The sequence below is a fragment of the Archangium sp. genome, assembly GCF_057119385.1.
In genome coordinates this window covers 60,460-85,685 of sequence record NZ_DBNGVP010000112.1, presented here as the reverse complement: position 1 = coordinate 85,685, position 25,226 = coordinate 60,460, and the positions used below count along the sequence as shown (strand labels likewise).

Annotated in this window: 27 protein-coding genes; 8 read left to right on the top strand and 19 right to left on the bottom strand. The window is 70.4% G+C overall.

The window, feature by feature from the left end; all coding sequences use genetic code 11:
• Window positions 1-617: 617 nt before the first annotated feature.
• A complete protein-coding gene (locus AC16DP_RS27105) occupies window positions 618-836 on the top strand; it encodes a zf-HC2 domain-containing protein (RefSeq protein ID WP_329732568.1) in 219 nt (72 codons plus the stop codon).
• A gap of 210 nt (window positions 837-1,046) precedes the next feature.
• Here AC16DP_RS27105 and AC16DP_RS27100 read toward each other — a convergent pair whose 3' ends face one another.
• From AC16DP_RS27100 to AC16DP_RS27060, 9 genes are all read right to left on the bottom strand, one after another.
• Entirely contained in the window at window positions 1,047-1,361 is a 315-nt protein-coding gene (locus tag AC16DP_RS27100; RefSeq protein ID WP_329732567.1) for an anti-sigma factor, read from the bottom strand.
• The gene (locus AC16DP_RS27095; protein ID WP_329732566.1) at window positions 1,358-1,843 is read right to left on the bottom strand and encodes an RNA polymerase sigma factor; all 486 of its coding nucleotides are present in this window, start codon (window positions 1,841-1,843) and stop codon (window positions 1,358-1,360) included. Before AC16DP_RS27095 ends, AC16DP_RS27100 begins: the two co-directional genes overlap by 4 nt.
• Complete coding sequence (locus AC16DP_RS27090; RefSeq protein WP_329732565.1) at window positions 1,843-2,091, bottom strand: hypothetical protein; 249 nt, start codon at window positions 2,089-2,091, stop codon at window positions 1,843-1,845. Before AC16DP_RS27090 ends, AC16DP_RS27095 begins: the two co-directional genes overlap by 1 nt.
• Before the next feature lie 340 nt (window positions 2,092-2,431).
• The gene (locus AC16DP_RS27085) at window positions 2,432-4,207 is read right to left on the bottom strand and encodes a peptidoglycan-binding protein (RefSeq protein WP_329732564.1); all 1,776 of its coding nucleotides are present in this window, start codon (window positions 4,205-4,207) and stop codon (window positions 2,432-2,434) included.
• A gap of 171 nt (window positions 4,208-4,378) precedes the next feature.
• Window positions 4,379-7,225 carry a serine/threonine-protein kinase gene (locus AC16DP_RS27080; protein WP_329732563.1) on the bottom strand — a complete coding sequence of 949 codons (2,847 nt, stop codon included), beginning with the start codon at window positions 7,223-7,225 and terminating at the stop codon, window positions 4,379-4,381.
• Between the two features lie 132 nt (window positions 7,226-7,357).
• A complete protein-coding gene (locus AC16DP_RS27075; protein ID WP_329732562.1) occupies window positions 7,358-8,542 on the bottom strand; it encodes a hypothetical protein in 1,185 nt (394 codons plus the stop codon).
• Window positions 8,543-8,817: 275 nt separating this feature from the next.
• On the bottom strand, window positions 8,818-9,525 hold the full coding sequence (locus AC16DP_RS27070) for an ABC transporter ATP-binding protein (RefSeq protein ID WP_329732561.1): 708 nt from the start codon (window positions 9,523-9,525) through the stop codon (window positions 8,818-8,820).
• Entirely contained in the window at window positions 9,515-10,726 is a 1,212-nt protein-coding gene (locus AC16DP_RS27065) for an ABC transporter permease (RefSeq protein ID WP_329732560.1), read from the bottom strand. The genes AC16DP_RS27070 and AC16DP_RS27065 overlap by 11 nt, the downstream gene beginning before the upstream one ends.
• Before the next feature lie 3 nt (window positions 10,727-10,729).
• On the bottom strand, window positions 10,730-11,977 hold the full coding sequence (locus tag AC16DP_RS27060) for an efflux RND transporter periplasmic adaptor subunit (protein WP_329732559.1): 1,248 nt from the start codon (window positions 11,975-11,977) through the stop codon (window positions 10,730-10,732).
• A gap of 128 nt (window positions 11,978-12,105) precedes the next feature.
• Here AC16DP_RS27060 and AC16DP_RS27055 point away from each other — a divergent pair, with 128 nt between their 5' ends.
• Window positions 12,106-12,588, top strand: coding sequence for a hypothetical protein (locus AC16DP_RS27055; protein WP_329732558.1), 483 nt, complete (start codon window positions 12,106-12,108; stop codon window positions 12,586-12,588).
• A gap of 37 nt (window positions 12,589-12,625) precedes the next feature.
• Here AC16DP_RS27055 and AC16DP_RS27050 read toward each other — a convergent pair whose 3' ends face one another.
• The 6 genes from AC16DP_RS27050 to AC16DP_RS27025 form a co-directional block, all read right to left on the bottom strand.
• Entirely contained in the window at window positions 12,626-13,078 is a 453-nt protein-coding gene (locus tag AC16DP_RS27050; RefSeq protein ID WP_329732557.1) for a GNAT family N-acetyltransferase, read from the bottom strand.
• Window positions 13,079-13,350: 272 nt separating this feature from the next.
• Window positions 13,351-14,271 (bottom strand): hypothetical protein, encoded by a 921-nt coding sequence (locus AC16DP_RS27045; RefSeq protein WP_329732556.1) that lies wholly within the window; start codon window positions 14,269-14,271, stop codon window positions 13,351-13,353.
• Window positions 14,272-14,309: 38 nt separating this feature from the next.
• Window positions 14,310-15,203 carry a hypothetical protein gene (locus tag AC16DP_RS27040; RefSeq protein WP_329732555.1) on the bottom strand — a complete coding sequence of 298 codons (894 nt, stop codon included), beginning with the start codon at window positions 15,201-15,203 and terminating at the stop codon, window positions 14,310-14,312.
• A gap of 1 nt (window position 15,204) precedes the next feature.
• Window positions 15,205-15,579, bottom strand: a complete 375-nt coding sequence (locus tag AC16DP_RS27035; RefSeq protein ID WP_329732554.1) for a hypothetical protein — start codon at window positions 15,577-15,579, stop codon at window positions 15,205-15,207.
• 33 nt (window positions 15,580-15,612) lie between these two features.
• Window positions 15,613-16,842 carry a sensor histidine kinase gene (locus tag AC16DP_RS27030; protein WP_329732553.1) on the bottom strand — a complete coding sequence of 410 codons (1,230 nt, stop codon included), beginning with the start codon at window positions 16,840-16,842 and terminating at the stop codon, window positions 15,613-15,615.
• Complete coding sequence (locus AC16DP_RS27025; protein WP_329732552.1) at window positions 16,839-17,477, bottom strand: response regulator transcription factor; 639 nt, start codon at window positions 17,475-17,477, stop codon at window positions 16,839-16,841. Before AC16DP_RS27025 ends, AC16DP_RS27030 begins: the two co-directional genes overlap by 4 nt.
• A gap of 160 nt (window positions 17,478-17,637) precedes the next feature.
• On the opposite strand from AC16DP_RS27025, the gene AC16DP_RS27020 reads away from it, so the two are divergent.
• From AC16DP_RS27020 to AC16DP_RS26995, 6 genes are all read left to right on the top strand, one after another.
• Window positions 17,638-17,922 carry a RebB family R body protein gene (locus AC16DP_RS27020; RefSeq protein WP_329732551.1) on the top strand — a complete coding sequence of 95 codons (285 nt, stop codon included), beginning with the start codon at window positions 17,638-17,640 and terminating at the stop codon, window positions 17,920-17,922.
• A gap of 11 nt (window positions 17,923-17,933) precedes the next feature.
• Window positions 17,934-18,395 carry a RebB family R body protein gene (locus AC16DP_RS27015; protein ID WP_329732550.1) on the top strand — a complete coding sequence of 154 codons (462 nt, stop codon included), beginning with the start codon at window positions 17,934-17,936 and terminating at the stop codon, window positions 18,393-18,395.
• Window positions 18,396-18,604: 209 nt separating this feature from the next.
• On the top strand, window positions 18,605-20,065 hold the full coding sequence (locus AC16DP_RS27010; RefSeq protein ID WP_329732549.1) for a serine hydrolase: 1,461 nt from the start codon (window positions 18,605-18,607) through the stop codon (window positions 20,063-20,065).
• Between the two features lie 19 nt (window positions 20,066-20,084).
• Entirely contained in the window at window positions 20,085-20,213 is a 129-nt protein-coding gene (locus AC16DP_RS27005) for a hypothetical protein (protein ID WP_329732548.1), read from the top strand.
• Window positions 20,183-20,389, top strand: a complete 207-nt coding sequence (locus AC16DP_RS27000; protein WP_329732547.1) for a hypothetical protein — start codon at window positions 20,183-20,185, stop codon at window positions 20,387-20,389. The genes AC16DP_RS27005 and AC16DP_RS27000 overlap by 31 nt, the downstream gene beginning before the upstream one ends.
• Before the next feature lie 96 nt (window positions 20,390-20,485).
• On the top strand, window positions 20,486-20,734 hold the full coding sequence (locus tag AC16DP_RS26995; RefSeq protein WP_329732546.1) for a mersacidin/lichenicidin family type 2 lantibiotic: 249 nt from the start codon (window positions 20,486-20,488) through the stop codon (window positions 20,732-20,734).
• Window positions 20,735-20,750: 16 nt separating this feature from the next.
• Here the strand turns inward: AC16DP_RS26995 and purB are convergent, their stop codons facing one another.
• The 4 genes from purB to dut all read right to left on the bottom strand — a co-directional run bounded on the left by purB (window position 20,751) and on the right by dut (window position 25,216).
• Window positions 20,751-22,064: an adenylosuccinate lyase gene (gene purB / locus AC16DP_RS26990; RefSeq protein ID WP_329732545.1), complete on the bottom strand. Its 1,314-nt coding sequence runs from the start codon at window positions 22,062-22,064 to the stop codon at window positions 20,751-20,753.
• Window positions 22,061-23,005 (bottom strand): ABC transporter substrate-binding protein, encoded by a 945-nt coding sequence (locus AC16DP_RS26985; RefSeq protein WP_329732544.1) that lies wholly within the window; start codon window positions 23,003-23,005, stop codon window positions 22,061-22,063. Before AC16DP_RS26985 ends, purB begins: the two co-directional genes overlap by 4 nt.
• Window positions 23,002-24,540 (bottom strand): serine/threonine protein kinase, encoded by a 1,539-nt coding sequence (locus AC16DP_RS26980; RefSeq protein ID WP_329732543.1) that lies wholly within the window; start codon window positions 24,538-24,540, stop codon window positions 23,002-23,004. Before AC16DP_RS26980 ends, AC16DP_RS26985 begins: the two co-directional genes overlap by 4 nt.
• Before the next feature lie 220 nt (window positions 24,541-24,760).
• Window positions 24,761-25,216 (bottom strand): dUTP diphosphatase, encoded by a 456-nt coding sequence (dut, locus tag AC16DP_RS26975; RefSeq protein ID WP_329732542.1) that lies wholly within the window; start codon window positions 25,214-25,216, stop codon window positions 24,761-24,763.
• Window positions 25,217-25,226: the final 10 nt, after the last annotated feature.

The following is a 25,226-nucleotide window of genomic DNA, read 5'->3' as shown; positions in this document are numbered from 1 at the left end:
GCGGGCCGCCACTCTCCCGGGTGGCGGCTCGTCGCCTTCCCATCACCCGCCGTGGCGCACCACCACCGGCGTGATGCCCATCACCCAGCTCGCTCACGCGCCCATCAACCAGCTTGCGCGTCAACACGGGGTGATGTCAAAGCCGACGTACACCCCCTGGTAGTCAAAGGAAGGCACGGTCACGCTGAAGCGCTGCCAGCGGTCCGTCTGCGCCACCAGGGGCGCCGCCTGTGATTGCACGGAAGGGGCCCCCCCTGCGGGTGGCTCCCCCTCACCACACCCCAGCGCCACCACCCCGGCCACCCACAGGCCCATCATCCACGGGAATCTCATCATGGCTCCGCACCTCTCTTCCGGCGAGAACTGAAGAATTCAGTCCCCTGGAGCAACCCCCATTCCGGCTCAAATGCGCAAAAACCTCATCCGGAAAATGCCCGAAAAGAAATAGCGATTGCGCAATCAGCCGCCTGCGGTGTTGTTCCAGTGGGCGGAACGACCCCCAGCGGGGGCTCCGCTCTCCAAAACGATATGACCGGGTCAGAAGGCTGCGATGAGCAGGTTCATGACACTGTTGTGCTGGCCGACGTCGCAGTCCGGCTGAAGACAGGAGGTGAAGCATGAGCAGCGGGGGGTCCCCTCATCTGTCCACCTACGCCCTCGACATGCTGGAGCTGGGCAAGCTGCCGGCCGGGGAGGAACAGCGCGCGCGCGCACACCTCGCGCAGTGCCCCGGGTGCACCCGGCGCCTGAATGAGGCGCACGTCTCGGCGGAGCTGTTCATGAAGGGGGTACAGAAGCGCACGCTCGAGCAGCTGCGCCAGCGCATGCGCCAGTAGGAGCAGCGCTCGGCGCTGTCATGACGGATTTCAGTCGAATGTTCCGGTCAAGCTTGCCCTATTGGGGCTCGAGGAGGAGTCATGCCCCGGCCCTATTCGGTGGACTTGCGTGAGCGCGCGGTTGCGGCCGGCAGACGTGGTGGCAGAACCAGGGAGGAGGTAGCCGCTGAGTTCAGTGTAAGCGCCAAGCGGGGGCCCGCGCGGCCCCCCTCAGTGGAGCAGGAGCCATGCCCCGGCGGCGGTGGCGAGGCCCACGGCCAGCAGGAGCCAGGGCACGGCCGGCCGTGGGCGAGCCGAGCGCTGGGCCTCCTGGCTCATGCGCTGGCGCAGTTGCTCGAGCGTGCGCTGCTGCACCCCCTTCGTGAACAGCTCCGCCGAGGTGTGCGCCTCCTCCAGGCGCCGGGTGCACTCGGGGCACTGCGCGAGGTGCTCGCGGGCGCGCTGTTCCTCCCCGGCCGGCAGCTTCCCCAGCTCCAGCACGTCGATGGCGTAGGCGGACAAGTGGGGGGACTCCTCGCTGCTCATTCCTTACCTCCTGCCCTCAGCCGGGCAGCAACGTCGGCCAACTCCTGCAGCCGGTAGACCACGGTGCGCCGTGAAACCCCCAGTACCCGAGCCACCTCCCCCTGGTCCAATCCTTCCATGTGGTGCAGCCAGGCCACCAGCCGCACCTTCTCCGGCAACCTGTCCAGCAGCCGCAAGAGGAAGTCCCGGTCGCTGAAGGACTCCTCGGCGTGCGCCCCTTCCCGCTCTGGCAGATGCTCCACCGGCTCGGCCCGGTGCTGTCTGTCGCGCACCACGTTGAGGCAGTAGTGCGTGGCGATGCTGTAGATCCACGGCAGCGCCTCCCGCTCGTCCCTGACCTTGGTCAGGTGCTTGTAGGCGCGGATGAAGGTCTCCTGGGTGGCGTCCTCGGCGGCCGTGTCCTCGCCCAGTATCTTGCGGCAGCGCGCATAAATGAGCGACCCGTAGGTCTGGTAGAGCGCCTCCCACCTATCATCCGACATTAGGCCTGCCAGTGTGTTGTGCTTCCCGGGGGACTGGTAGACCAGAAGTCCACCCCCATGCAAGGCGTGAGGACGTCTTCATGGCCCTGCTGCTTCGGCACCCCCTTCTTCTCGAGCTCCGCGTGGATGCGCGCCCAGTCCGGCTCCGGGCGCTCCGCCGCGGCCTTGCCCTCACCGGGGAACAGCAGCGCCGTCAGCGCCGCGTCGTCATCCAACTCCGGCGGCAGCGGCCAGGGTAGCTGCGCCACTCGCGCTCGCCCCAGGTAGTCGCACACGTTGACGCTCCGCCCTGCTCCTCAGCAGGCCTACCCGCCAATCGTGGCAAGTGCGCCTGACGGAGGGGCTGCTCCCCCCCCCCGCGCCGGACTTCATTCCCCGGTCCCTGTCCGGGGCCATCGGCACCTCAGCCGATGATCCACCGCTGGGTCACGGCGGCGGTGCACGCCTTCTGCTGGGTCGGGACCACGGCCGTGGTGTTCCCATCATCCACAGGGCCGCCATACACATCCAACTTGCGCATGGTGATTGATTGAACCCGCGAGCGCCTGAAACTGAGCAATGCCAACCGGGCCTGATGAAGCCGGGGCCTCAGCGGCTGAGCTCGAGGACGAAGTTGCCGTCCGGGTGATCGCCGGCCTGCCACAGGTCGCGGAAGGGCACGGTGCGGCTGGTGCCGGTGGCCGGATCGTTGAAGCTGAGCATGCGCTCTCCGTTCTGCACGGAGGTGCCGGTGGCGAGCATGATGTGGCCCCGGCCGCTGGACCAGTGGGTGCCGTTCACGTCGTTGCCGTTGGCGGCGAACATGACGGGGTTGCCCTGGGCGATCGCGCGGGAGAAGGCCTGGAAGGCTTGTTCCTCGGAGGCCAGCTGGTTGTGCAGATCGCCGTGGTCGGTGACCTTGACGCCGTGGTCCCGCAGGGCGGGGATGAGGCTGAAGCCGTGGCTGGCGTGGATGTCATCCGGGCTGAGGTTCTTGCCGAGCAGCCCGTTGACGGCCATGGCCACGCTGGTGATGCCGCAGCCGCGGTCGGCCACCACGTCGTTGTAGTCGCCCTGGCGCAGCAGGGGCATGCGCAGGGAGCCACCGCTGGAGGTGGGGGCGCCGGCCTTCTCCAGCTCCTTGAGCGTCGTCTGCCCCACCACGCCCTCCAGCTGAGGCGGCACCTCGAGCCCGCGGGCCTTCTGGAAGTCCGCCACGGCCTTGCGCGTGGCGAGGCCGAACTGGCCATCCGCGGCCACGCCCAGCTTGCGCTGCAGCTCGGCCACGGCGGGGCCCTGCATGCCCTGGCGCAGAACCGTGAGGTTGCCGCGCACCTGGTCCAGCGAGGGGGCCTTGATCCAGCGGGTGGGAGCGGCGCCGCTGGGCGTGAAGTCATCCGCCTGGCCCGGCCTGGACACCGGCGGCTGGGCGGTGGGGGCGCCGCCGCCGCGGGCGAGCCACTGCAGGGTGGTGGCGCCCACGGTGCCCTCCTTGCCCGGAGGCGGAGTCAGCCCCCTGGCCTGCTGGAAGTCCCACACCGCATGGCGCGTCCTGGGGCCGAAGAAGCCCCGGTCCTGTCCCACCTCTTCCCTCTCGAGGAAGCCCTGGGCCACGAGCTGATCCTGCAACTGGCCCACCGCCTCGCCGCGCTGGCCGATGCGCAGCTCCGCCTGGCGCTCCCGCACGTCCGCCAGGGAGGGGGCGGGCACGTAGGGGCCGTTGAAGGGGGGGAAGTCCACCGGGCGGCGGGCGGGGCCGGCGGCGGTACCGCCGAAGTGCGGGGCCAGCTCCTGGGCCCGGGCCCACACGTCCGCCGAGTAGTCCTCGCCCGTGGAGCCCCCGTCCATGCCCGCGAGGGTCCGCACGTTGTCGGCGCCCATGTTGTAGCCGGCCACGGCCCCGCGCAGCTGCTGCTCGGGGGTCCACTGGGGATGGTCCCGCTTCACCTGCTCGAGCGTGCCCTTGAGGATGCTGGCGGCCTGGTCGATGTGCTCGTAGCTCATGGGCGCGCCCACCGGGGTGTGGTGGTTGTGGTCCACCTGCATGAGCCCGTAGCCGTTGGTATCTCCGGTGCCCCAGCCCCGGGCGTCCAGCCCCGCGCCACCGCGAGACTCGCGGCTGGCGATGGCGGCCAGCAGCGCGGGGGGCAGCTCGTACTTCTGCCCCGCCCGGGCGAAGTCCCGCGCGTGGGGCTTGAGCAGCGGCAGATCCGTGCGCGCCATCTGCCTCGAGGCCTCCACCCCGCCGGCCAGCCCATCCTGCGAGGCGGTCAGGCCGCTGGCGCCCGAGGTGTTCATGCGGAAGAGGGGGGCGTTGGGGCTGGAGGGCGGGGCGTTGGACGGGGTGGGACGCAGGGCGGTCGGGGTGGTGCGCAGCATGGACATGGTCGTTCTCCTCGTGGAGCCAGCGCTCGCCCGGTGCCGGACAGCGTCTGGGTTTGGAATCATTGTCGCCGCGGGATGCAAGGAGTTGCGGTGGAGAATGGGATTGCGGGAAGGTTTTTCCAAACACGAAAAGAATTGCGCAAGACAGCCGGCCCGGGGGTTGTTCCTATTTCAGGGCCGGGGATGGGTGTCCAGCCACTGGGAGATCCGGGCCAGGCGAGGCGCGTGGCCCAGCCGCTGGTAGTGCTCACGGGCCTCGGAGGCCAGCGTGTGGGCGCGCGGGCGCTGCGAGCCCAGGCTCCACAGGGCCCGGGCCAGGGAGAACTGCACCTCGGCCCGGGCGTTGGTGTGCACCTGGGCCAGCGCCAGCGCCCGCTCGAGCACGGACACGGCCTCGGCGGGGCGGCCGCGCGCCAGGTGCCACTCACCCAGGGGCTGCAACACTTCAGCCCATCCGGGATCCTCCGGTGTCAGGGTCTTCTTCGCCAGGGCGAGCGCGCGCTCGAAGGGGCGTCTGGCGGCCTCGTATTGCCCGAGCCGTACCTGGCTCCATCCCAGGCCCACCAGGGTCTCGATCAGGTGGGGGTGCTCGGGCCCCTCCACCTTCTCGTGCATGGCCCGGGCGCGCTCGAACACGGCGCGCGCCTGTGCGGGGTGCCCCTGCTCCAGCAGCACGGCGCCCATGTTGTCCAGCGAGAGGGCGATGAAGGGGTGCTCGGGGCCCAGCGCCTTCTCGCGCAGCGTGAGCGCCCGCTGGAAGACGTCATGGGCCCTGGGAATCTCTCCGAGGCTCATCAGCGTGATGCCCAGGTTGTTGAGGTTGTTGCCCAGGTCCACGTTCTCGGGGCCCAGCTGCTTTTCCTGGAGGGCGAGCGCGCGCTCCAGCAGGCCGCGCGCCTGTGCGTAGCTGCCCTGGTCGAAGAGCGACAGGCCCAGGTTGCTGAGCGCCTTGGCCACCTCCGGGTGCTCGGGGCCCTGCGTCTCCTCGCGGATGGAGAGCACGCGCTGGCGCATGGCGAGCGCCTCCTCGTGCCGGCCCCGCAGCCTGAGCAGCAGGGCGAGGTTGTTGAGGGACATGGCGACGTGGAGGTGGCGCGGCCCCAGCGTCTTCTCACGGATGGCCAGGGCGCGCGTGTGGAGCTCGAGCGCCTCCTCGTGCCGCCCGAGGACGATGTGCAGGTTGCCCAGGTTGTTGAGGGCGTTGGCCCGGACCACCTCGTCCCCGGCCTGCTCCACGGCCGTCTCCAGGGCGAGCCGCAGCCCCAGCGCCTCCTGGTGGCGGCCTTGTCTGTCCCCCACCAGTTTGAACAGGAGGATCCAGCACTCCGCCACCAGCACGTCGTCCCCGCCTCGTGCGGCGAGGGGGAGCGCCTGGCGGACCAGGGCCTCGGCGGCGGCGGGGTCGGCGAGTGAATCCTCGAGCTGGGCCGCCTCGTACAGGGTGCGTGCCCGCAGGGGTGCATGGTCCACCCGGGCCACCTGGGGCAGCAGCGCCTCGGCGAGCTGGGCGCCCTGGGCGTAGCGGCCGGCCGCGAGGAGCGCCCCCAGCCGGTCCACCTGGGCCTGCAGGGACTCCACCTGGGCGCGCACGGCCGGGTCCTCCGGCGGAGGCACCACCGCCAGGAGGGCCTTGTCGTCCTGGCAGTAACCCAGCGGTGGCAGCGAGCGCGCGGCATGCACGGCCCGCTCCACCAGCGCCTTGTCCACGCCCTGCGAGAGAAGCTGCGTGAGCGAGCCCAGCTGGTTGCGCCGCCGCTCCAGGCACAGGGCCCGCGGCGTCACCACGCTCCGCGGCAGCACGGACTGCCCCCGCTCCGCCTCGCACACCTCCTGGCTCAGCCCCGCCCACTGGCCCGCATATGCGTCCAGTGCCTCCGCCACGCGCCGGTACGTGTCCGGTGCGTAGTCCACTCCCGTCGCCACCAGCGCCTGCTCCACCTGCTGGCGCACGTGCGCGTCCCACACCCCGGCCAGCCGCCGCTCGGGGTGGGCACAGGGCGGCTCCCGCCCCTCGCCGCGCAGCCAGCCACCCACGGCGAGCCCCGCCAGCCCCACCACCAGCGAGCCCAGCGCCGCGGCGCGCAGCCGTGCCCGGCGCCGCGCGAGCGGGTCCGACTCCAGCGACTTCAGGAGCTGGTGCATGGAGGCGCAACGCAGGTCCGGATGGAGGCTCAGCCCCTGGAGCAGCGCCCGCTCCACCCACGCGGGCACCTCGGACGGGGTGGGCGCCGGCGCCGGTCCGCTGGCCCGCGCGAAGGCCGCGGCCCGTTCCTCCAGGGTATGGCCCCCGTAGGGCGGCTGGCGGTAGAGCGCCTCGTACAGCGCCACGCAGAAGGCGAACAGGTCGCTGCGCGCATCCGCCGGCTGGCCCGTCATGAGCTCCGGCGCCATGTAGCGCAGCGTGCCCATCACCGAGCCCGGCTGGGTGAGGCTCTGCTCCCAGGCGCTGGGCTCGGAGGCGGAGGGGAGGGGAGCTCCGGGGGAGGCGTGCTCCCCCAGCACCACCCCGAAGTCCGTCACCCGCACCCGCCCATCCCGCCCCACCAGCACGTTCTCTGGCTTGAAGTCCCGGTGCACCAGGCCCACGGCGTGTGCGGCGGCCAGGCCCCGGCCCGCCTCCAGGTAGGCCCCCACCACCTCGCGCCAGGTGCGCGGCTCGGCCAGGCACCAGTGCCGCAGCGTGGCGCCCTCCACGCACTCCATGGCGATGAAGAGCTGCCCCGTGTCCAGCTCGCCCGTGTCATACACCTGCACCACGTGGGGATGGCTCAGGCGGGCCATGGCCTGGGCCTCGCGCAACAGCCGCGAGCGCCCGGCCGCGTCCCCGGGTCCCTTGTCGTGCAACAGCTTGAGTGCCACCCGCCGGTCCAGCTTCGCGTCATACGCGGCGAGCACCACCCCCATGCCACCCTGGCCCAGCGGTTGGAGGAGCGTGTAGCGGCCCGCGACGACGGTGCCAGGAGCCAGGGCCACCGCCGCGAGCTCCAGCGGCGGGGGCTCGCTCCGCTGCGATGACACCCTCTGCGTCCTGTCTTCTCCACTCCGCCGGGAGATGCTCATTCGGACCCTCGTGCGCGCAGGGACGTGCCCCTGTATCGAGGCCCGCCCCCGCGCTGGAGTCCCTCCGGCCGGGAGCGGGCCTCGCGATTCCTACAGTGTCCAGAAGTACTTGTAGGACTCCAGCGACCCGTAGGTGCCCCAGGGGCAGGGCGACTGGAACATCTCATTGGTGATGCTGGGGGCGGCGCACATGTCGCCGTAGTTTCGCAGGAAACCGCTCGGGTTGTGCCAGATCTGGTAGCTGTTGAGGTTGCAGGCCGTGGTGCGCAGGCCGGTGTAGATCTGCCGGTATTCCCACGCGTCCAGGCAGTTGTTGGGGTTCACGCCGCTGCGCAGCAGGTAGGCGTCGCTGTTGACCTGGACCCGGATCCAGTCAGCGTTGATCGTACCGCCCACGCTGGCGCAGGACACGGCGAAGACCTTGTTCAGGTTGTTGGTGTCCACCCACAGGCACTGGCCATAGGTGGAGTTGGCGATGGAGCCGCGCGGCGCGAGCTGCTGGATGACCTGCACTTCGTTGAGCACCAGGTTGCCATTGCCCGCGCGCCCGGGCCCGCTGGTGGGGAAGACGGGATCGGCCGCCATGTCGATCTTCAGACCGGTGATGGCATTGCCCGTGGCGCCCGCGGTGGGCGCGTGGCACCACAGCCGGTACGTCGTCGTGGCCGGCGGCGTCCCCTGCGCCACCATGAAGGAATCCTGGATGTAGGCGAGCGTCACGCCATTCATCGTGGTGGGATCGAAGAAGCAGGTCACGAAGTTCTCCCAGGTGGCCGAGCCGCGCACGCCGGACAGGCCCCTGCTGTCACCACCGGCGGCGAAGCTGGCGTGGGGCGAGCGGGTGAACTGGATGCGGAAGCGGCCAAGCTGGTGCGCACCGCCGTAGTTCTGCACCAGATCGATGCGGAACGTCGTGAAGTCCCCGGCCCTGGTCTGCGCCAGCGGGTTGGCGATGCGGTAGGAGATCTCCTGGTGCTGGGTGTAGTCCGCCGGGGTGGCGGGGTTGTAGAGGGCGTAGCCCGAGCCCAGATTGCCATCCACCGTGTGGCCCACGGGCCAGCCGCTCTGGCTGAAAGACGAGGTCGCGGACGCCAGGCTCGCTCCGTACCAGGTGCCCAGCGACTGCTCGACAGAGCTGGCGTCAGAGGGAGCCGCCTGCTCGGCGGAGGGTTGCTCGGTGCCGCCACAGGCCACAACCAGGGCCAGGGGGAGGGACAGCTTCAAGGCCTTGTGGGCAAGGCTCTCGCGATGCAGGACTCGACGAAGGAGGTCCATTCTGGTGCTCTCGTTGGGGGGGTTTATGAAAGGTGCGTTTCCCGATCTGCACCAGGAGAACCCGGTAGCCCCATTTTTTGCGCAATTCGCGTGAATTTTTCCGCGTCGAGGCGGCCTGGCCCTGACGCTGCCAGAAGGGCAGTGGCGGACCGTGCGATGGCGAGAAGGCACCCCGCCGCGCTATGGCAGGTCGCGAGCCGGATTCGCTGGGTTCGAGCGACATCGGACCACGGCTTGGAGGCATGTCCAAGCCTCCGGGCAGGGGGACAGACAGCTCAGCCGGAACGGCGCGGCTCGCGCTGGTCGCTCACGATGCGGCCATCCACCACCTCGATGATGCGGTCGCACCGCTGGGCCAACCGGGGGTCGTGCGTGACGAGGAGGAACGTCATCCGCTGCTCGCGGTTGATGTGGCGCAACAGCTCGAACACCTGGGCGCTCGTGCCGGTGTCGAGGTTGCCCGTGGGCTCGTCCGCCAACACGAGCGCCGGTGACATGACGAGCGCCCGGGCAATCGCCACACGCTGCTGCTGGCCTCCGGACAGCTGACCCGGGTGGGCCCCGGCACGCTCCTTCAACCCCACCTGCCCGAGCAGCTCCAGGGCGCGCGTGCGCATCCGCTCGTCCGGCCGGCCCCGCTCCGCCAGTGCCGGCATCATCACGTTCTCCAGCGCGGTGAAGGCCGGCAGCAGGTGGTGGAACTGGAAGATGAAGCCCAGGGTCCGCGCCCGCAGCCGCGCGAGCGCGTCCTCGTCCAGCCCGCGCGTGTCCTGGCCCTGCAGGAGCACCCGGCCGCTGGTGGGCCGATCCAACAGGCCGATGATGTTGAGCAGGGTGCTCTTCCCCGAGCCGGACGGGCCGATGAGCGCGGCGAACTCGCCCTGCTCCAGCGTCAGGTCGATCTCATGCAGGACACGGGTGACGACCTCCTCCCCGTACTCCTTGGTGACGCCCTCCAGGCGCAGCACGGGCTCAGGCTTCACGGATGACCACCGCCGGCTCCAGTCCCGAGGCCCGGCGCGCCGGAGCCACCGCCGACAACAACCCGGTGACGATCGCCACCGCGGAGGCCGTGAGGAAGAGCTTCGCGTCCAGCTGGATGGGGAACGTCGGCGAGCCGTCCGGGTTGGTGGCCAGGCTCGCGAAGAAGCGCGCCAGTCCAGCCCCCATCAGGCCCCCCAGCACCGAGCCCACCAGCCCCACCACCGCCCCCTGGATGAGGAACACCCGCAGCACCTGGCGCGTCGTCGTCCCCATGGCCTTGAGGATGCCGATCTCCCGCGACTTCTGCACCACCGACACCACCAGCACCGAGGCAATCCCCAGCGCCACCGCGATGATGACGAAGAACTGGATCATGTACCGCGAGCTGCTCTGCGACTGGAGCGCCACCAGCAATTGCGCGTTGAGCGTCATCCAGCTCTCGGCCACCAGGCCCGTGCGCTGGGAGAGCGTCTCCGCGAGCGCCCGGGCCCCGAAGAGGTCCGTCACCCGCAGCTCCAGCGTCGTCACCCCGCCCATCAGGCCCAACAGCGTCTGTCCCGAGCGCAGCGGGACCAGCACCCAGCGCTCGTTCACCTCCTGGTTGCCCAGATCGAAGAGGCCCGTCACCTGGAAGGAGTCCGCCCGGCCGTCGGCCGTGGTGACGCGCAGCGTGTCGCCCACCGTCACCCCGAGCTGCTCGGCCAGCTTCTTGCCGATGACCGCCTCCGCGCCGAGCAGCCGCCACCGGCCCGCCACCAGCTTGGAGGGCACGTCGATGATGCGCTCGAAGCGCTCGGGCTCCACGCCGCGCACCACGATGGAGCGGCTCGCGGTGCCTCGCGAGGCCAGGCCCGCGCCCGACACCGAGGGGGACACCGCCGTCACCCCGGGCGTGCGCTCCATCAGGCGCAGCACCTGCTGCCACTGGTCGATGGTGCGCAGCCGCTGCGCGGGCCGCACCACCTGCACGAGCGTGTCGGGCGAGGACACCAGCGGGCGCGCGGCCTCGTCCGGGGCCCGGAGGACGATGTGCGCCTGAGAGCCCAGCGTCTTGTCCACCAGGCTCGCCTGCAGCCCGTCGATGAGCGCCGAGAGGAAGATGATGACGGCCACGCCCACCGAGGCGCCCGCGAAGATGAGCGCCGTCTGGGCCCGGCCCTCCCGGAGGAAGCGCAGCGCGACGAAGAGCTCGAAGGGCATGGCTCACCCCGCCTCCGCCGGCCGCACCCGCTGGCCCGGCTTCACCTTCGCCGAGGTGGGAAGCACCAGGTCTCCCTCGGCCAGGCCCTCCAACACCTCCGCCCTGTCCTCGCCCCGGAGCCCCGTCTTCACCCCTACCCGCTCGGCCCGCCCGTCCCGGAGCACCAGCACCCAGGGCGACTCGGAGGAGGGCTCGTGCACCGCGTCCAGGGGCACCACCCGCACGTCCTCGCGCCGCCCCACCTCCACGTCCACCGACACCGTCATCCCCGGCCGCAGGTACTCCGGCGGCTGGGGCACCGCCAGCTTCACCTCCACCGTCCCCCGGTCCGGATTCACCGAGGGCGCCACCGTCTCCACCTCCGCGGGGAAGCGCTCGCGCGGGAAGGCCTCGGCCGAGGCCACCGCCTTCTGCCCCTCGCGCAGGTACGCGAGGTTGCGCTCATCCGGCTCCACCGTCAGCTGCGTGCCGCCCAGCCGCGCCAGCGTGAGCAGCTTCGTGCCCGGCTGCACCGAGTCCCCCGGGTCCACCTCGCGCGTCAACACCACCGCGGGCGCCGTCGCCGTGAGCGTCGCCTGGGCCCGCCGGGCCTCGGCCGCGCGCAGCTCCGCCTCGGCCTGGGCCACGGCCGCCTCCGCCTGCAGCTGCTCGCTCCCGCCCCGCCCGCTCCCCGCCGCCTCCGCCCGCGCGCTCGCCAACTGGCTGCGCGCCACCTCGAGCGCCGTCACCGCCTCCTCGAGCTGCACGCGCGTCATCACCCCCGCCTCGGCGAGCGCCCTCGCCCGCTGCTCCTCGCGCTCCACCCGGGCCAGCTCCGCCTCGGCCCGCCGCACCGCCTCCTCGCGCTGGGGTCCCCCCACCTCCTTCAGGCCGCCGAGCCGCGCCCGCGCCTGCGCCAACGCCGCGCGTGCGCGCGCCACGTCCGCCTCCTGGGGGGCCGCATCCAGCTCCACCAGCACCTGGCCCGGCTGCACCCGGGCGCCCTCGTCCACCAGGACTCGTGCCACCGTGCCCGGCAGCTGGCTCGCCACCACCCACTCGGCCGGCGGCGACACCCGCCCGCTCATCACCACCCGGTGCACCAGCGGCCCGCGCCTCACCACCAGGACGGGCACCTCCGGACCCCGGAGACTGCGCACCCCGCCCAGCGCCACCAGCAGCACCCCGGCCGCCAGCACGAGGCTCCACACCGGGTGCTTCCTCCAGAAGTCCGCCAGCCGCTTCCCCAAGCCCTTGCTGGATGATGCCATGCGCCCTGCGTAATCGAGGCCCCGAGGCTTCGCAAGGCGGCTCGCATCAGCCCTCCGCCGTGGAAGGGAACCCACCGGTACCGCCGGACGGTGTCCGCCCATAGGGTATTAGGGTATGAGAAACGCCCATGAGCGACGAGCGCACGCCTGCCGAGCCCGAGGTCATGGAGCCCACGTTCTGGCGGAAGAACGGCTGGACGGCCAGGGTCATCAAGAACGAGGAGGACGACGGCTGGGCCGTGGAGATCCGCAAGCAGGGGATCGCCGAGCCCGTGCTCATCAGTCCGTGGGTGATGGGCCGCGACAAGAAGAACCCCAAGCCCTTCGATGCGGCGGCGTTCGCGACCTTCGTGAAAACGGCCTCGGAGGTCCTGGACCGCTCCGCGCGACAGCGTGAACAGGCCATGACCAAGAAGCTCTCCATCGCCTGGGAGGGCCGCTGGTACGAGGTCCGGCTCGAGCTCGTGGCCGATGAGTATGAGCCCCACGCGCTGCTCTCCGCCATCGACGACGCTGGCGCGACCGTCGCGAAGCATCGCGTGCCCGTGAACTTCAAGTTCAACCGGGACGTCGCCAACGCGTGGGTGCGCTGCGGCTTCGCCGAGCCCTGAGCTGGCGCTCGCCGTCCACGTCACTGGGGCAAGCCCCCTATTTCGGACCCAGCATCATGAGGACCTCGGCCACTCCGTCCGCGTGCTGCGGGTTCTCCTGGGCCACCGCGCGGAAGCCACACTTCCCGAGGACGCGGATCGACCCGGCGTTGTGGACAGCGACCCACGCATGGAGCGGACGAATCGGCTCGAGCACGAGGAACTCCGAGAGCACCCGTGTCGCGATGCCCTTGCCCCAGTGCTCGCGACCCATCCAATAGGCGATGAGGCGCTTGCCGTCCTGTTCCCAACTGCCGATGTACCCAGCGGCCCGGCCGCCAACGACGATGGTCCGGGTCATGTTCTCGGGGCGGAGAACCTTCGTGCGCCAGTGGGTCAGGAAGGCCTCGCGTTCCCGCGACGGGAACGCGGCCATGTGCAGCGCGACCGCGTCCCGTTGGTGCTCGAAGAAGATCGGGAGGTCTTCATCCGTGACGTTGCGCAGGATCACCAGGAGGTCTCCACGAGCCGAGTGACGAGCTGATTCTAGCCCGCGTCCCACGCCGGGGTCTCGGCTGCCGTGCACCGCGCCCCCGCTCCCGTTCTTCGCGGCCCCCTCACCCAACAACCCGGCGAGCTTCTTGAACGTCTCCGGATCCTTCGTGGCGTAGTCGTGGTCCGCGCCGAGGCGCGGGCCGTCCTCCTCTACCGCCGCGAGGAGCCGCGCGCGCCCTCGGGCTTCCGCCTCGACCGAGGCGGCCCTTCCAGACCGCGGCCCCCGGCCTACATCTTCTTGTCGCCGGAGGCGGAGCTCCTGCCGCTGAAGATGGCGTCGTAGTCGAGGACGAGGCTGATCTGCCCCAGCCACTGGCCCTGCGCGAACATCAGCTCGCTGTTGTTGACCTGGACCTCCTTGCCCCACCCGGCCATCGCGGTCACCGAGGCGTAGCTGAAGACGGGCAGGGTCCAACTGAGATACGCGCCGTAGTCGAGCGGCACCCAGAAGCCATTCCGGAACGGTTGCGACTTCGCCATCAGGAGCATGCTCACGATGTCGAAGCCCGCGGTCGCCCGGAGCGCCAGTCCTCCCGCCCAATGCGGCGAGATCATGAAGCCGAGGTTGATCGGCAGCCGGAGGAAGATGTCGTCGGAGCCAGGGACGGACGCCTCCGAGTAGAAGCCGACCGAGGGCCGGGTGCCACCGCCGAAGTACAGCCCCGGCAGCAGGAACTCGTCCCAGCCGGAGAGCATCAGCCCCGCCTCCCCGAAGCTCGGAACCTGTCCCTCCGAGCCCGGCTGGAAGCCGCGGTACTCGTTCACGGTGCTCCACTTCACGAAGACGCCGCACGGATAGCCGCCGAACTCCCCGGGCGCCGCCACGCGATACTTGTAGGTGAGGATGCCGAACTCGCGGTTGCGCTCCGCCTGCTTGCGCCGCCCCTCGGCGGAGGCCATCGCGTCGCCCGCGGTCATCAGCGAGGCGCACACCAGGCCGCTCGAGTCGAGCAACGCGACCTCCTGGGTGTCCGCCCGCACCCTTCGCTGGGAGAAGTCGAAGGGCTGGCCCTCGGGGTTCTCGTCGGCATCGATGTTGGCGGCCTCCGCCGACATGACGCCGCGGCTGTAGACGATGTGGCTGCAGCCGCTCAGCGCGACGCAGAGGACGACGGCCAGCGGGAGGACATGACGGGACGGCCGGGGCATGACGCGCTCCTCGGGAGAGACGGTGCTGTGAAGGGGGTTCAGGGATTGCCGGGCGCCGGCATCAGCGCCTCGATGCTGACGACGGCGTTGACGCCGAAGCGCGTGGAGAAGCCGCCGCGAAACGGGAGATCCAGCCAGAGCGGGGAGCCGTAGACGAAGTCCCCCACCACGGTGAGCGGCTTCCAGGGCGTCGCCCACGCCGCCTCGAGGCCGCCGTACCAGGACAGCCGCGGGGAGCCCAGCAGCAGCCCCAGCAGCGGTGACACCAGTCCGACGTGCAGCTTCCCGGTCAGGCCGACATTTCCCGGCAGCCGCACGCCGATCTTCCCGTTCCCGAAGACGTCCAGCCCGAGGTAGTCGTGCTCGAAGCCGATCCCCGCCTGCTCATCGAGGCCCCAGCTCTCCAGCAGCATCGAGGCGCCGACGGACGCCATCACCGGCAGCCCCTCCGGGTTCCACACGAGCGGCTCTCCCCCCACGTCGAAGGCGAAGTAGTTCCCGCGCTCGTACCGGACCCCCCCGGCGCCGGTGAACGTCGTGCTCGCCGGTCCGAGGCCCAGCCGCAGATCCGCGGTGATCCGCGGGCCCGGGAGGATCTCGTAGGGCTTGTAGGAGTACTCGACGACGTCGCCGCTCTTCGCGCCCGCCGCGATGGCCTGGTCGACCGCCGCGTCGCGCGCCGCCGACTGGCGTCCGATGTTCACCAACCCCGCGAGCAGGATGCCGCTCGTGTCCACCAATCGGAACTGGTGGTACGTGCGGGAGTAGTCGACCTGGCGCGTGTACTCGAGTGGCGAGCTCTCCGGCGAGGTGTCCACCCTCGCCGCCGCCACTCCGGCGCCGTATCCGACGCTGATGCAGCCGGAGGACAGCACGCCAGCGGCGACGAGCAGCACCAACGCACGCATCGAGTCCACACGCGCGGCCGCCATGTCAGTTCACCGTGTAGACGGAGGCCTTGTCCGCGGCGACGTAGAGCTTTCCGCGAACCTCCGCGCTGCCGCTGCCGATGGCGATGCTCCAGCACCCGGGCGAGACGGTGAACTCGTACGTCTTCCCGTCCTCGATGCCCGTGCGCGCGGGGAGCCGGTTCAGGCCGTAGGTGGAGCTGTCACAGTCGGACAGCAGCACCGCGCCGAGCGTGTAGCCACTCTTGTTGTCGATCACGATCTTCCCGGTCGGCCCGTTCGGCTCTCGGATGAGGGGACCGCCCTGGATGTACGACATGACCGCGCCGCAGCCCGTGCTGACGATGGACAGCGCGAGGACGGCACCCACGACGAGGCGTTTGAGAGAAGTGTCAGGCATGCGGCAGAGGTACCGCCGCATGGCGCCATGCCGCTATTGCATGGATATGTCAGGCCGAAAGGTAGGTGTGGGTAGCCACGCGGACACCCGCGTCCCCCGCGGCGACGACTCCACCTGCGTGGTGCCGCCCGCGCCCTCCACCCGCGCCCGGAAGTTCTTGAGGCCGCCCTCGCTCCGCTCGAGCGCGCCGTCGGCGAGCCCCCGGCCGTCGTCCTCGACCCGGAAACGGATTCCGTCCGGCTCGCAGCGGAGCGTGACGCGGATGCACCGGGGCCGCGCGTGGCGGGCGGCGTTGTGCACCAGCTCCTGAACGGCGCGCACCAGATCGAGCGACACCTGACCATCGAGCTCCGCGCGCGGGTCGGCGGCGGAGGCATCCACCACCACGTCGCGGTCACCGCCCAGCTCCCGGCACCGCTGGGAGAGCCGCACCACCACGTCCTCCCAGGGGCGAGCCGGCACGCGCAACGCCCAGACCACGGTGCGCAGCTCGTCCATGCCGGAGCGGAGCCGCTCGAGCAGGTGCCCCACCTCGCCCTGCACGGGGGAGCCCTCGAGCCGCTGGTGGAGCGTGCGCGCCGTCCAGGTGAGGCTGGCCAGCTCGGTCCCGAGCCCGTCGTGAAGGTCGCGCGAGATGCGGTGACGCTCCTCTCGAAGGCGCAGCTCGGCCAGCTCGGCGCGGAGGCGATCCCGCTCGTTGCGCGCCTCGGTGAGGCCGACGAACAGCCCCCGGAGCACGGTGCCCAACACCACCACCACGCCGCCGATGACCGCGGAGATCCCCGCCTTCGCGGGCTCTCCCTCGAGGAGGAACAGCAGCGCGAGCACCTGGGGCGCGACCACGAAGGCCAGGCCCTCGATGATGCGTCCGTTGGCATCCACGGCGACGATCAGGCACAGGCAGACGAAGAGCAGCCAGAATGGGCTGAGCGGATTCCCCGACGCCCACACCAGGGACAGCAGCGAGAGCGCGGTGGTCAGCGTCTCGAGGGCACACAGCCACCAGTAGGTGGGCGTGGCCCCCCGGCGCCAGAACACCCCCGCCGCGGAGAACGAGACGATCGCGAACAGCCCCATCGCCCGCGCGGTGTCGTGGAGAGAGACCTCGAGCCGCGTGGAGACGCCGGGGATGAGTGGCACCAGCGCCACCGCCAGCGCCCCCGCCATCAGCATCGCCACCGCACGGGGCGCGCGCATCTTGCGGTGCGCCTCCACCAACGGACCGCTGGAGGGCGGACTGCCGACGAGGAGGCTCAGCTTCATGGCACGAAGAGGCCCAGCCGGACGGCCGCGCTCACCGCCTCGGCCTTGGAGCTCACCGCGAGCTTGCGGTACGTGCTGCGCACGTGCGCCTGGACCGTGCTCAGGCTCACCTTCATCCGCGCCGCCGCCGCGTCGTAGCTGGCGCCATGGCAGAGCAGCACGAGCAACTCCCGCTCGCGCGCGGTGAGCGGCTCCTGCTGGACCACCGGCGGCGCCCAGAAGCGCCGGACCACCTTCCGGGCCACCGCTGGCGTCATCGGCGCGCCCCCCGCGATCGCCTCGCGGATGGAGCGGAGGAGGACCTCCGAGGTGGAGTCCTTCAGCAGGTACCCCTGCGCTCCGGCCTGCAGCGCGGGGAACAGGTGCTCGTCGTCGTCGAAGATGGTGAAGACGAGGCCGACGGCGGTGGGGTGGGTCGTCCTCAGCTCGGCCAGCACCTCCACGCCGGAGCGATCCGGGAGGCCGAGATCCACCAGCGCGCAGTCCACCGGCTTCTGGCGCTGAAGCCACGAGATGGCCTCGCCTCCGCGCGAGAAGGCACCGGCGATGCGCATTCCGGACTCCGGCGCCTCGATCGCCTGCCGCACCGATGTGAGCAGGTTGGAGTCGTCTTCCACGACGACGACGTTGAGCATGTATGCAACTTTACAGCGTGCAGCTCGGATCGCCGCAATCCGCGCCCGCCTGCTCGCTCCGAGGGCCTGGAGGTGACGCGCCGCGGCGTGCTGGCGGGTCCTCGCGGGCGAATGGGAGACTCCGGGCTGCTTCAACCCCTTCGACCGGAAAGGCAGAGACATGGCGTTCCCCACCGCGGTCAATGACCAGATCACCGATTCTGTGACGCAGGCGAACCTGAAGGTGCTCGGAGATGCCCCCGCCATCGCCATGGGCAACCTCTACGTGACCACATCGCAAGCGATCTCCAACGCGGCCCACAACGCCACCCAGTCTCAGCAGGCCTCCTACGTGACCATGCAGGCCGCCACCACCCAGGGCGTCGCGACCCTCTACGGCCTGGATACGGCATCGACCGGGCACGCCACCGCCCCCATCTACTCCCAGCCCGCTGGCTCGAAGTGAGGAGGCACACCATGACGAAGAGTGCTCAGGACTTCGCCCGGGAGCTGACCCTGATCGTGGACGCCAGTGCCCACGCGCTCACGACCTTGAACCGCGTGCTCGAGCAGCAGCAGCAGAGCATCCTCGCGCTGGCCTCGCAGGGGGGTGTACCCACGCCCAACGCCCCTCGTCCCGCCACGGCCCAGGCCGCGGCCACGGCTCCCGCGACGAGCACCGTCCCGGCCGCGGCCGCCCCACCCGAGGCCCCCGCTCCAGCGGCGCTCTCGCCCGAGGCCCTGCTCGCCCAGGCCGGGAAGAGCGCTCAGGCCTTGATCGAGATCGCGCCCGAGTTCGCCATCGCCCACGTGCTCCAGGCATCGGCGCATGCGGTCAGCCTCGCCCTGATGAACACCGCCACCGCCCAGCAACAGCTCGCCATCGTCGCGCAGGCGGTGGTCACCCGAGGCGCGGCCAACCAGCTCATCTCCCGGTGAGCCCGCGGGCCGTGTTGCGCATGCGCCCTCTCCCTCTGGGAGAGGGCGGGGGCACTCGACTATGTCCAAACAACGCTCCGAGCGGATGCCAGAAGGACGCGGCGCCACCGGCACCGGGCAGGAACAGGAGGTGGTGTGTCATGGGCTATGCTCGACGGGGATTCCGGGCTCAAGCCCGGACCGTATCCGTTCAACACGTGGGGAATCGAATGAATTGGCTCCATGCGCGCATCGCGAGCGCGCTCTTCGTCTTCGTGCTGGCCGTGTCCGCCGAAGCGGCAACGCGGCAGCAGGAGATTGATCGGCTCGTCACGAAGTACCACCAGTTGCGCCAGTTCAACGGTGCCGTGCTCGTCGCCGACGAGAAGGGCATCGTCCACAAGAAGGGCTACGGCCAGGCGAACTTCGAATGGCAGCTGCCGAATACACCCGATACGAAGTTCCGCCTCGGCTCCATCACGAAGCAGTTCACCTCGATGGTCATCATGCAGCTCGTCGCCGAGGGGAAGCTCCAGCTCGATGACACGCTCACCAAGCATCTTCCGGACTACCGCAAGGACACGGGCGATCGCATCACGATCTCGCACCTGCTGAACCACACCTCGGGCATCCCGAGCTACACGTCCTCGCCCACGTTCTTCGCGAACGACTCGCGTGACCCCTATACGGTCGCGGACTTCGTGAAGAAGTTCGCCAGCGGCGACCTCGAGTTCGAACCCGGGACGAAGTGGTCGTACAACAACTCCGGCTACTTCCTGCTCGGCGCCATCATCGAGAAGCTCACCGGGATGACGTATGCACAGGCGCTGCAGCAGCGCATCTTCGGCCCGCTGGGGATGAAGAACAGCGGCTATGACGTCCATGCGACGGTGCTCCCGAAGCGCGCGAGTGGCTACCAGTACGGGCCCGGCGGCCTGGTCAACGCGCCCTACCTCGACATGGGGCTGCCGTATGCGGCCGGCTCCCTGTATTCGACGGTGGAGGATCTCTACCTCTGGGACCGGGCGCTCTACCTCGACAAGCTGCTCCCCGCGCCGCTCAAGCAGCAGATGTTCACACCGGGAATGAACCAGTACGCCCACGGATGGGTCGTGAAGCCGCTCACGCTGAACGACACCAAGACGGAGCTCGCCACCGTCAGCCACTCGGGCGGAATCAACGGGTTCTCCACGATTCTCATCCGCGCACCCGAGCGCAAGGAGCTCGTCGTGATCCTCGACAATACGTCGCGCGGGGACAAGCTCCTGGAGCTCGCGGCCGGAGTGCTGAGCATCCTTCATGGCATTCCGCCCCAACAGCCCCGGCAGGCCATCGGGGAAGTCGTGATGGCGGCCCTCGACAAGGCATCCGTGGCGGAGGCCATCGCCAGGTACAAGGCCCTCAAGGCGACGAAGGCGGCCGAGTACGACTTCTCGCCGGTGGAACTGAATCGCACCGGATATCAGCTGCTGGGCGCTGGGCGTGTGGCGGACGCGATCGCGATCTTCGAGCTGAACGTGGAGATGTTTCCCGGTGATGGGAACGCCTACGACAGCCTGGGTGAGGCGTACATGGTCAGCGGCAACAAGGAGCGGGCGATCGCGAACTACCGCCGCTCCCTGGAGCTGACCCCCAAGAACACCAACGCGGTGGAGATGCTCAAGAAGCTTGAGGCGCCAGAGCGGAATTGAGGCCTCTTCCAGAGCCACCATGAAGACCTACGAAGACTCCTCGCAATCCCCCGATGGGTGGAACGTCACCTCCACCCTGACGCTGGAAGAGGACGGGCGGTTCTCCTACTCGGAAGGGTGGACGGACTACTCGACTGCACGGAGATAGACCTCTGGGTGCTGCGGACCGACGGGCAGGTGCTGTGCATCGACCACGAGTCGTTCGCCCAGCGCGCGGAGCCGGAGGAGGAAGCCGAGGTCGCATACGGCAAGCTCGAGGCGGGAGCCATGAGGCATCCCGAACTGTTGGAACTACTCCCGCCCGACCGTGGCGGGCCGAGCTGACGAGACGGTCTCCCCGCCCCATCACACTTCGGGAGACAGGACTCCCTCCAGGTAGCCCGCGCCCATCCCGGAGCGCGGTCCGAGCCAAGGACAGCCATGGACACGAAACGAATCATCCGCGCCTGGAAGGAGCCGGACTACCGCGCCACCCTCACCGCCGAGGAGCGCTCGGCCCTACCCGAGAGCCCCTCCGGCAAGCCGCTCACCGAGTTCGAAGAGGACGCGCTGCGCGGTGTCGTCGGGGGCAAGCCCTTTCCGAACCCCAGTGTCCTCGACGACTTCAACTGCACGGGCTTCTGCTCCGTCCTCACGTGCGACTTCACCCTGACCTTCGGGGGCCATTGAGCCCTGAAGGTGCCCGCTACTCGCTCCGGCCGAACACCCGCTGGAAGATGTCGTCCACGTGTTTGATGTGATAGCCGGCCGAGAAGCAGTCCTCGATCTCCGCCGGCGTCATCACCGCGAGCAGATCCTGGTCCTCCGCGAGCGCCTGCCGGAAGGACACGCCCTGCTCGTACATGCGCATCGCGTTGCGCTGCACGATGACGTACGCCGCCTGGCGATCCATCCCCTTGCGCGCCAGCTCCAGGAGGATCCGCTGCGAGTTCACCACCCCGCCCAGCATGTCCAGGTTCTTCTGCATGTTCTCCGGGTAGACGCGCAGGTTCTCCATCAGCCCGGCGAAGCGGTGCATCATGAAGTCGGCCACGATCGTCGCATCCGGGCCGATCACCCGCTCCACCGACGAGTGCGAGATGTCCCGCTCGTGCCAGAGCGCCACGTCCTCCAGCGCGCTCACCGCGTAGCCGCGCAGCAGCCGCGCCAGCCCGGAGAGGTTCTCCGAGAGGATGGGGTTGCGCTTGTGCGGCATCGCGCTCGAGCCCTTCTGGCCCGGGGTGAAGTGCTCCTCGGCCTCGCGGACCTCGGTGCGCTGCAGGTGGCGGATCTCCACCGCGAACTTCTCGATGCTCGAGCCCAGCAGCGCCAGCGCGGAGAAGTACTCGGCGTGCCTGTCCCGCTGGACGATCTGACTGGAGGCCGGCGCGGGCGTGAGGCCCAGCTTCTTGCAGGCGAACACCTCCACCGCGGGCGGCAGGTGCGCGAACGTGCCCACGGCGCCCGAAATCTTGCCCACGGCGATGACCTCGCGGGCCCGGAGCAGGCGGGACTCGGCGCGGCGCAGCTCGTCGTACCAGATGGCCAGCTTGTGCCCGAAGGTGATGGGCTCGGCGTGGATGCCGTGGCTGCGGCCCATCATCAGCGTGCGCTTGTGCTCGAAGGCGCGCTTCTCCACCGCGGCCATGGCGCGCCCCACCCCCTGGAGGATGAGATCCACCGCATCGCGCAGCACCAGGCCCAGCGACGTGTCCAGCACGTCCGAGGACGTCATGCCCAGGTGCAGCCAGCGGGCGCTCGGGCCGATCCGCTCCTCCATGAAGGTGAGGAAGGCGATGACGTCGTGCTTGGTGGTGCGCTCGATCTCCTCGATGCGGGCGGCATCCGCCTCGGTGAAGTCACCGGCGCGCTCGAGGCAGTCCTGCAACGCCTCGCGCGGGGCGATGCCCTGCTCCACCATGCCCTCCAGCGCGGCCAGCTCCACGTCGCGCCAGCGGCGCAGACGGGCCACGTCGGTCCAGAGGGAAGACATCTCCTTGCGGCTGTAACGCGGAATCACTCGAAGACCCTCACGGGGAAGTCCCGCTTGGCCGCGAACCGGAGCAGCTCCAGCACCACGTCCCTGGAGCCTCCCAGCTTGCTGGCGGCGGAGAGATTGACGGCCAGGTCCATCCCCTCGGGCTGGGAGACCGCCAGCGCACCGGGATCGACCTTCTCATGGATGATGCGGTTGGCCAGCCGGCCCGCCTGCTGCCCGATGGCGGTGGGGCTGGGAGCGAGGGCGAGCGTGGCGCCCTCCTTCACCTGACTGGGGGTGAGGCCCACCAGTGGCAGGTGTTGAGCGGTGGCGAACGAGATGAGCTCCTGGACGACGGCGGCGTTGCCCACCGTCTTGTCGGCCACCATGAGCAGTGCGTCCACCTTGTCCTTCGAGCCGGCGAGCACCTTCTCCGCCTTGCCCTGCGCGTCCGCCGCGAGCGGCACGATGGAGAGGCCCAGGGGCCCCGCGGCCGACTGCGCCGCCTCCACCAGCCCGGCGGAGAAGCGCGGGTCATGCAGGATGCCCACCCGCTTCGCCGCGGGAGCCACGGACTTGAGGGCGGCGAGCTCGGGGCGGAAGTCGCTGGTGAGCGCGATGCCGGTGATGTTGGGGCCCTCCAGGCCGTACTTCTCGTAGTAGGGCACCATGACGAAGAGGACGGGGACCTGCGTGTCCAAGGTGCGGCGGGCGGTGTTGGCCGCCAGCGGGCCGATGGCCAGCACCAGCGCCGGCTTCTGCGAGGCGATGCGCTGGAAGGCCCGGGCCGCCGCCGGGGCGCTGTCCTCCAACGTCACCTCCACCACCTCGGCGCGCACCTCGGCGCTGAAGCCGGCCACCACCGCCGCGTAGGGCGCGAGCCCGGCGGACTTCACCACCACCACGCGAGGCCGCGCCGGCTCCGAGGCGGCCACCAGCGGCGCCCACAACACGAGCAGGGCGAGCCACCCCCACCGCTTCATGGCTTCGCCCCCTGCGAGGACGAGGGCGCCGCGGGAGCCGGCTGGGCGCCATGGCGGATCTTCCACAGGATCCAGTAGCCGCCCGCCGCGCCCAGGCCGAGGCCCGCGAGCGTCAACAGCACCAGCACCACCGTGGAGGAGCGGGAGCGGGGAGCCGGTGCCGCGGGCCCGTTCCGGGGAGCCACGCGGGCGGGAGGAGCCTGCACCACGGGCCGGGGTGGGGGCTCGGCACGCGCGGCGGGAGCCGGAGCCGGAGCAGCCGGAGCCGGGCGAGGCTTGGGAGCGGGAGCGGGAGCGGGCTTGGGCGCCCGGCCCATCATCGCCGCGAGCGTCGCCGAGTCGAGCGGCTGGGTGGCATCCAGCGGACGCGCGTTCTCCGGAGCCTTCGAGGCGAGCCGCTGCTCGATGCTGTCGGCGGTCAGCAGCTCGGTGGGCGCGGAGTCCACGCGGGGCGCCTCGAGCGTGGGAGTGCGCGACACGGGGACCTCCTGGACGGTGGCCTTGGGGAGCTCTTGTTGGGTGGGGGCGCCGCCCACGACGGGCACCTGGATCGTCGGGGCCGCCAGGGCGGGCAGCTCGGCGGTGGGAACGGGCGGCGGCAGCATGTCGTCGCCCAGCGGAGAGGCCGTCGCCAGCTCGGCGGTGAGACTGAAGGGCACGGGCTTGGGACGGGGACGGGCGGCCCCCGGGGCCTGCGCTCCCGCCGCGGGCTTCGCGGACCCGGACGGCGGCCTCGGACGCGCCAGGGCCGCGGAGAACTCGGTGAGGAACTCGCTCGCCGTCTTCGGCCGCGCGAGCGGATTGGCGTTGACGGTCCGCCGGTAGAGGGACTCCACGCCGGGGGGCAGCTCGGGATCGTGGGCCTGCAGGTCCGGCAGCTCCCCGTCCTCGGGCGTCTGGCCGGTGAGCAGCTCGCCCACGATGACGCCGAGCGAGTAGAGGTCCATCCGCGTGTCCAGCTCGCCACCTTCGGCGTACTCGGGGGCGACGTAGCTCGCGACGCGCCAGACCTTCTGGGCCTGGAGGAAGGGCAGCCGGGGAATGCCGAGCGCCAGCCCGTAGTCCGTCACCTTCAGCATGTCCGGCAGGACGAAGATGTTGTCGGGCTTGAGGTCCGAGTGCGGCCCGTACTTGTGGGCGGTGTTGAGCGCCTCGACGAGCTGCGCCAGGAGGGGCTCGAGTTCCCGGGCCGAGAAGCGCTGCCCCTGGGCCGCGCGTTGATCCATCATCCGCCGCAGCGTCATGCCCTCGAGCAGCTGGGTGGTGAAGTAGGGCCGGTTGCGCTCCTCGCCCTCCTCGTAGACGCGCACGTGGTGGGGGTGGGTGAGCTTCTTGCCCTGGCGCAGCGCGAAGGAGAACTGGGTGCGCTCCTCGGGCATCTGCACCAGGCGGGGGTTGATGACCTTGAGCGCGACCTCGACGTCCATCTCCTGGTCGAGCGCGCGGAAGACATGGCCCACCGGGCCCGGTCCGAGCACCTCGCGGATGGCGTAGCGCCTGGCGAAGACGTCGCCGGGCTTGTAGGGAGCCTCCACGCTCGCCCCACGACGGCGCGGGCCGGCCCCCGCCGCGGCGCCCGAGAGCTTCAGCCCACAGGTGGCGCAGGATTCACTGGTGTCGGGGACCTGGCTGCCGCAGCGGTGGCAAAGCAAAGCGGTCGAACTCCCGGAGGTGGGGGGGCTGTTGCGGGGCCTCCAGAAGGCACCCTCGAACGGTCTTAACCCGCCGCGCGAAGACGGGGCAAGGAACGCCCGCTCAGCGGCCCGTCGAGCCGAAGCCCCCCGCTCCCCGCTCGGTATCGTCCAGCACCGTCAGCTCCACCAGGGACACCTGGGACACCGGAGCCACCACGAGCTGGGCGATGCGCTCGCCGCGCCGGAGGGTGAAGGGCTGTGACGAGAGATTCACCAGGAGCACCTGGACCTCGCCCCGGTAGTCCGCGTCCACCGTACCGGGTGAGTTCAACAGGGTGATGCCGTGCTTGAGCGCCAGTCCCGAGCGGGACCGGAGCTGCGCCTCGTAACCGGGGGGCAGCGCCAGGGCCAGGCCCGTGGGCACCGCCGCCCGCTCCATCGGCCCGAGCGTCAGTTCCCCATCGATATCCGCCCGCAGATCCATCCCCGCGGCCAGCGCGGTTTCGTAGCGCGGCAACGGCAACGGCTCGGCATGGGCGCGCACGCGGCGGACCCTCACGCTGACGGACGAAGTCATGTGTGATGAG

Bases quoted from the DNA above. Each gene is read 5' to 3' on its own strand.
- AC16DP_RS27105 (WP_329732568.1), top strand. From the start codon at position 618: ATGAGCAGCGGGGGGTCCCCTCATCTGTCCACCTACGCCCTCGACATG.
- AC16DP_RS27100 (WP_329732567.1), bottom strand. From the start codon at position 1,361: ATGAGCAGCGAGGAGTCCCCCCACTTGTCCGCCTACGCCATCGACGTG.
- AC16DP_RS27095 (WP_329732566.1), bottom strand. From the start codon at position 1,843: ATGTCGGATGATAGGTGGGAGGCGCTCTACCAGACCTACGGGTCGCTC.
- AC16DP_RS27085 (WP_329732564.1), bottom strand. From the start codon at position 4,207: ATGTCCATGCTGCGCACCACCCCGACCGCCCTGCGTCCCACCCCGTCC.
- AC16DP_RS27075 (WP_329732562.1), bottom strand. From the start codon at position 8,542: ATGGACCTCCTTCGTCGAGTCCTGCATCGCGAGAGCCTTGCCCACAAG.
- AC16DP_RS27065 (WP_329732560.1), bottom strand. From the start codon at position 10,726: ATGCCCTTCGAGCTCTTCGTCGCGCTGCGCTTCCTCCGGGAGGGCCGG.
- AC16DP_RS27060 (WP_329732559.1), bottom strand. From the start codon at position 11,977: ATGGCATCATCCAGCAAGGGCTTGGGGAAGCGGCTGGCGGACTTCTGG.
- AC16DP_RS27055 (WP_329732558.1), top strand. From the start codon at position 12,106: ATGAGCGACGAGCGCACGCCTGCCGAGCCCGAGGTCATGGAGCCCACG.
- AC16DP_RS27045 (WP_329732556.1), bottom strand. From the start codon at position 14,271: ATGCCCCGGCCGTCCCGTCATGTCCTCCCGCTGGCCGTCGTCCTCTGC.
- AC16DP_RS27040 (WP_329732555.1), bottom strand. From the start codon at position 15,203: ATGGCGGCCGCGCGTGTGGACTCGATGCGTGCGTTGGTGCTGCTCGTC.
- AC16DP_RS27035 (WP_329732554.1), bottom strand. From the start codon at position 15,579: ATGCCTGACACTTCTCTCAAACGCCTCGTCGTGGGTGCCGTCCTCGCG.
- AC16DP_RS27030 (WP_329732553.1), bottom strand. From the start codon at position 16,842: ATGAAGCTGAGCCTCCTCGTCGGCAGTCCGCCCTCCAGCGGTCCGTTG.
- AC16DP_RS27025 (WP_329732552.1), bottom strand. From the start codon at position 17,477: ATGCTCAACGTCGTCGTCGTGGAAGACGACTCCAACCTGCTCACATCG.
- AC16DP_RS27020 (WP_329732551.1), top strand. From the start codon at position 17,638: ATGGCGTTCCCCACCGCGGTCAATGACCAGATCACCGATTCTGTGACG.
- AC16DP_RS27015 (WP_329732550.1), top strand. From the start codon at position 17,934: ATGACGAAGAGTGCTCAGGACTTCGCCCGGGAGCTGACCCTGATCGTG.
- AC16DP_RS27010 (WP_329732549.1), top strand. From the start codon at position 18,605: ATGAATTGGCTCCATGCGCGCATCGCGAGCGCGCTCTTCGTCTTCGTG.
- AC16DP_RS27005 (WP_329732548.1), top strand. From the start codon at position 20,085: ATGAAGACCTACGAAGACTCCTCGCAATCCCCCGATGGGTGGAACGTC.
- AC16DP_RS26995 (WP_329732546.1), top strand. From the start codon at position 20,486: ATGGACACGAAACGAATCATCCGCGCCTGGAAGGAGCCGGACTACCGC.
- AC16DP_RS26985 (WP_329732544.1), bottom strand. From the start codon at position 23,005: ATGAAGCGGTGGGGGTGGCTCGCCCTGCTCGTGTTGTGGGCGCCGCTG.
- dut (WP_329732542.1), bottom strand. From the start codon at position 25,216: ATGACTTCGTCCGTCAGCGTGAGGGTCCGCCGCGTGCGCGCCCATGCC.